The 4,650-nt window shown below is 68.1% G+C and carries 6 protein-coding genes; 3 read left to right on the top strand and 3 right to left on the bottom strand.

From position 1 onward, the window contains the following. Positions 1 to 247, top strand: a 247-nt coding sequence (locus GPY60_RS26285; RefSeq protein ID WP_370462836.1) for an SHOCT domain-containing protein, incomplete at its 5' end; no start/stop codon positions are given. 5 nt (positions 248 to 252) lie between these two features. Next, positions 253 to 831 carry a hypothetical protein gene (locus tag GPY60_RS26280; protein WP_156690623.1) on the top strand — a complete coding sequence of 193 codons (579 nt, stop codon included), beginning with the start codon at positions 253 to 255 and terminating at the stop codon, positions 829 to 831. Positions 832 to 859: 28 nt separating this feature from the next. Here the strand turns inward: GPY60_RS26280 and GPY60_RS27365 are convergent, their stop codons facing one another. The 3 genes from GPY60_RS27365 to GPY60_RS26265 are packed head-to-tail and all read right to left on the bottom strand — an operon-like array spanning position 860 to position 2,927. Then, complete coding sequence (locus GPY60_RS27365; RefSeq protein WP_231639842.1) at positions 860 to 1,936, bottom strand: MAP_0585 family protein; 1,077 nt, start codon at positions 1,934 to 1,936, stop codon at positions 860 to 862. Between the two features lie 41 nt (positions 1,937 to 1,977). Beyond that, positions 1,978 to 2,439, bottom strand: coding sequence for a lipoprotein LpqH (locus tag GPY60_RS26270; RefSeq protein WP_156690622.1), 462 nt, complete (start codon positions 2,437 to 2,439; stop codon positions 1,978 to 1,980). 38 nt (positions 2,440 to 2,477) lie between these two features. Beyond that, positions 2,478 to 2,927, bottom strand: coding sequence for a hypothetical protein (locus tag GPY60_RS26265; RefSeq protein ID WP_156690621.1), 450 nt, complete (start codon positions 2,925 to 2,927; stop codon positions 2,478 to 2,480). Between the two features lie 443 nt (positions 2,928 to 3,370). Between GPY60_RS26265 and GPY60_RS26260 the strand changes: the two genes are divergently transcribed. Further along, complete coding sequence (locus tag GPY60_RS26260) at positions 3,371 to 4,534, top strand: SPFH domain-containing protein (RefSeq protein WP_156690620.1); 1,164 nt, start codon at positions 3,371 to 3,373, stop codon at positions 4,532 to 4,534. Positions 4,535 to 4,650 lie beyond the last annotated feature (116 nt).

Below are 4,650 nucleotides of genomic sequence, written 5' to 3'. Positions count from 1 at the left end.
CGGCATGGGTTGGGGTTGGCGCGATCTCGTGATGTACATCGCCTTGGCGGCGGTTTTAGTGGCCGTGGCCGTGGCGGTGGCGTTTGCCATCCGCAATCTGGTTGGGAGCGGCCAATACAAGGCGAGTCCCGCGGCAGCCCCGAGGCCCGAGGATACGTTGGCGCACCGCTTTGCTCGCGGAGAGATCGACGAAGAGGAATATCGGCACGGCGTCGCGCTATTGAGCGAGCACCGCGAAAGCCTCTGACCGCGATGGCTCCGCTCACACGGCGGGCGGCGCTCGCCGCGCTCGGCGCGATCGGGGCCGGCAGCGTCGTCGGTCTCGGATTCGTCCTGCGCGACCTTCTCCAACCGCCGACCGGTATCCGCCTCACCGATGGCGGCGGCTTCATGGGCGCCGATCGCATGGACATGAGTCGCTACATGGATATGTTCATGCGGCACAACGAGATAAGCCGTGTTGTCGAGGACATCGCCGGCGGTGTACGCACGACCACCGAATCCCACTCCCCCGACCTCGCCGCCCAACTGCAAGAGCATGTCTCGAGCATGTACGCCCACCTCGATCAGGGAACCGAAGTCGCCTGCATGAGCCAGAGCCTTCCGACGCTCTTCCGCCGGGCCGGCGGGTACCGCCGCAGCCTCACGCTGACTCCTACGGGTGTGATCGCCGAAGAGGTCGCCGACGATCCCGCCCTCACAGATGCCATACGGGCGCACGCGCGAGAGGTCACCGCGTTCGTGCAGCAGGGGATGCCCGCCATGATGCAACAGATGATGGGTGGCGGAATGGGCCACGGTGGCATGATGGGGCCGCCTCACCGCCCATGACAGGCAACGGATCCCGCTGATGCACTTATCAATACAGCGGGATCCAGAGACCCTCGAACCAATAACCCCAACCACCGTACTGCCAGTTGAAGACAGGTAGCGCGGTGTAGTTGTTGTAGGTGAACGGGGCGAAGTAGCGCTGCCCGTAGGACGCGTCGACCGGGGCTCCGACCCAGGGGCGGTTCCAGCCACCGGCGGGCGGCGGCCCGTTCCAGCCGCCGGCGGGCGGCGGCCCCTCCCAGTTCGGCGGGGGGGAACCGGGGGCCTGGCCATTGTTCCAGCCATAACCGTTCGGCGGTGGCGGCGTCGGCGCTCCCTGGCCGGGGACCCAGTAGCCGTTCTGTGCGTCGACGGGGCCGCCATACTGTGGGCTGCCGCGCAGGATGGGACCGCGCGGCGGGTAGTACGGCGGGTGCTCGGGCTGCCGGTCCGGCGCGTTCAGGATGATGGTGGTGTTGTAGGTCGGCGCCTGCTGCTGACTTCCGTTGTACTGCCCGGGCGTCGGCTGGGCTGACGTCACGCCCCACATCCCGGTTGTCGTTGGCCCGGTTGTGGTCCCGCCCCACTGGCCGGTGGTCGTCGGCCCGGTCGTGGTCCCGCCCCACTGGCCGGTGGTCGTCGGCCCGGTTGTGGTCCCGCCCCACTGGCCGGTGGTCGTCGGCCCGGTTGTGGTCCCGCCCCACTGCCCGGTAGTCGTCGTCACCGGCACGCCAGACGTGGTGCAGTCCGGATGCCAACTGGGACACTGCACGGGGAAGCTGGTGGTGGTCGTCGGACCGCTCCACTGCGATGTCGTCGTCGGCGTGGGTGCGCCGGTCCACGTCGTCGGCGGCGGCGCCGTCGTCTGCTTGGGCGCGTTCGCCGATGTCGTCGTTGGTGGAGTGCTCTGCTTCGGGCCGGCGCCCGGAACAGTCGAACCCGGCGACGGCACGGTCCCGGTGCCGCCGTAGCCCGGGCCGGGGTTCGTGGTCGTGCCGCCGCCGCAGTTCTTGCTGCCGTTCGGGCAGGACGGGTCGGAGCTGGCGAAGCCCGCGTTGAACACGATTGCCGACATGCCCAGGCTCGTGGCGACCGCCGCTGCCGCGGCCAGACGTTTGATTGACATTCGTTGCGTCCCTTCTCGGACTTCCGCTCGAGCGATGTTTTTCACGGGCAGGTGACGTCCAACTCGAAAGGCTTTGTCACCGGCTTCGGCTGCTGTGGGTTGCTGGTGTCGGCGCCGGTCGCAGTTCCCTTGATCTGCAACGAATTACCGCTTGCCGCGGCGCCGGCGTTCCCACCTTGACCCGGTGCGGCATCGGAGAATCCGAGGATGATGCCGTCGACCGTGCCCAGCCCGACCGCGTGCACGATGGGCGGGTTGTCCTTGCTGACCACGGCGCCGACACCGTTGGCCGGGTCGCCGACACCGATGTTGATGTTGTTGCCGGCCGGGTTGCAGGTGACCGCGCCGGTGACGTTGAGTTTCTTGCCGTCCACGATGACCTGAGGCGCAGCCGGCGCCGGTGGTTTCGGTTCTCCCGTGTTCGACTTGTTGCTGGAGCAGCCGGCGCAGGCCGCGACCACCACGCCAACGCCGGCTACGCCGACGACGATTCCACGCTTCACCGCTGTCTCCTTCTGTTGCCGAATCCTGCGTTCACGCTTTACTGCGCCGCGCCGGGAATCTGGTAGGCGCACCTGCCGGTGGTGTGTTCGGTGAGCGGGACGGGTCGGCCGTCCACCTCGATCGCACAGTCGTGCGGGCCGCCGGTTTTGTCGGTGTAGTTCAGTGCCAAATAAGGGCTTCCGGTCACCTGAACCGTCTGCGACCACGGCGTCGACACCCACGTGGTGGTGGTCGCCGGATAGACCGGAGTTCCGGGATCGGGGATGACGGAGAATACGTCGCCGCCGCCGAGGATCCGATAGACAACGGTGTGCTGGCCCGGGTTGGCGCCGGCCGCGGGCAGCATGGCCGGCGGCGCCATGGCCGTGGCCAGGGCCAAAGCCGCCAGCACACCGGCGACCGCCCGGAGCCGTCGGGCCCGGTCAGCGCGGTTACCCCGAGCAGTGTCAGCGCGCGCGACGCGCGCACGGGTTAGATCCTTCGACACGACGACCCCTTCGTAGCGCGACTGCGACGACACGCAGCCTTAGTGGGGTGTCCCTCGCCGCTCCTTGACGCGACTATCCCCCGCGATGGTTCTTAGCTAAGGCCCCCGGGAGCGGGCGAATCAATTAGGGATTTCCCTACACTTTTCGCGCCAAGGGTTCGTCCGGACCGTCGGTGGTCGACTGAACGCGCCGCCCGATCTCGTCGCGAACTTCGACGATGTTCGACGCCAAGGCCACGGCGAAGTCGAGGTCAGCGGCGCGATGCGCCCCGAACTCGGGTGGTCGCAACCCCGTCTGAGGTCTGAGCCCCGCCCGCGCCACGTCCACACGATGCCGGATGAAGTGGGCCGCCAGACCGCTCCGCGGCAGCCGATTGCCGCGTAAGGTTCGCCGAGGAAATCCACCGATCACGTTCGCTGAGCAACGCGAGGGGGCCTGACGCATGGGCATGCGAGACATGATCCGGGGCGAGTTCGTCGACATCATCGAATGGCTCGACAACACCAATACGACACTGGCGTGGCGGTTCCCGCGGTATCAGAACGAGATCAAGAACGGGGCCCAGCTGATCGTCCGCGAGGGCCAGCGCGCCGTGTTCGTCTACCGCGGCCAGCTCGCCGACCAGTTCAATCCCGGCCACTACACCCTCACCAGCGAGAACATGCCGATCATGGGCACGCTGCAGGGGTGGAAATACGGATTCAACAGCCCGTTCCGATCCGAGGTCTACTTCATCAACACCCGCCCGTACCCCGACTTGCGTTGGGGCACACCGCAACCGGTGACCGTTCGCGACCCGGACTTCAAAATGGTGCAGGTGCGGGCCAATGGCACCACGGTCGTCAGGGTCACCGATCCCACCGAGTTTCTGCGCCAGGTGCTCGGCACGCAGAGCACGGTCGACATGGAACAGATCACGGAGATGATCCGCCGCAATATCGCGCTGGCGTTCAACGACATGGTGATGGGCAGCGGCCTCGGCGCGATCGACCTGCAGGGCCGCCAGGTGGAGCTGTCGGACAAGCTGCGCGAGTTTGTCGCCCAGCGCGTCCAGGCGTTCGGTCTCGGGATCGACGCCGTCACCATGACGATCTCGTTGCCGGAGGAGATTCAGCAGGCGATGACCCGCGGCGTCGCGCGGGGACTGGAGGAAAGTGGATTCCTCAACAACGTCGGCGATTTGAACCGCTTCGAGCAGGCGCGCAGGGCCGACGCGATGTTGGCGGCGGCGCAGAACGAGGGCGGCGGGGCCGCCGGCGCGGCCATCCAGGCCGGCCTCGGCGTTGCGCTCGGGGGTCAGATGGCCGGCGCGGCCCAGGGTAATTACCAACAGCCACAGCAACCCGCGGGGTTCACGGGCGCTCCCCCGCCGTTGCCGCCACAGCAGCAATTCCATTTCGACAACGGCGGTCAGCCCGCGGGTCCGTATCCCGTCAGCGCGCTACGGCAATTCGTCGCCAACGGGCAACTCACCCGCGACACCGTGGTGTGGACCGACGGAATGGCGGGGTGGGCGCCGGCCTCGACCGTCGCGGCGCTGCACCCCTTGTTCAGCGCGCCGCCTCCGTTGCCGGCCCCCCCCCCCCCCCTCCCGCCGCAGCAGTGAGCTATCCAGAAGGGGATCCCCGCGGCCGGTACCAGGGCCCGCCGCCTGGGCAGCCGCCGCCGTTACCGCCGCGCCCGCCCGGCCGGCGGTCGCGGCATCGGCGGGGGGCCGGCTTG

This window comes from Mycobacterium sp. Marseille-P9652, assembly GCF_902652685.1.
Classification (GTDB): domain Bacteria; phylum Actinomycetota; class Actinomycetes; order Mycobacteriales; family Mycobacteriaceae; genus Mycobacterium.
Note: the sequence above shows the minus strand (reverse complement) of the source record. Positions and strands in the feature narration are given on the sequence as shown.

What these genes read in the sequence shown, in the direction of transcription:
- GPY60_RS26260 (WP_156690620.1), top strand. Translation starts at nt 3,371, where the DNA reads ATGGGCATGCGAGACATGATCCGGGGCGAGTTCGTCGACATCATCGAA.
- GPY60_RS27365 (WP_231639842.1), bottom strand. Translation starts at nt 1,936, where the DNA reads ATGTCAATCAAACGTCTGGCCGCGGCAGCGGCGGTCGCCACGAGCCTG.
- GPY60_RS26280 (WP_156690623.1), top strand. Translation starts at nt 253, where the DNA reads ATGGCTCCGCTCACACGGCGGGCGGCGCTCGCCGCGCTCGGCGCGATC.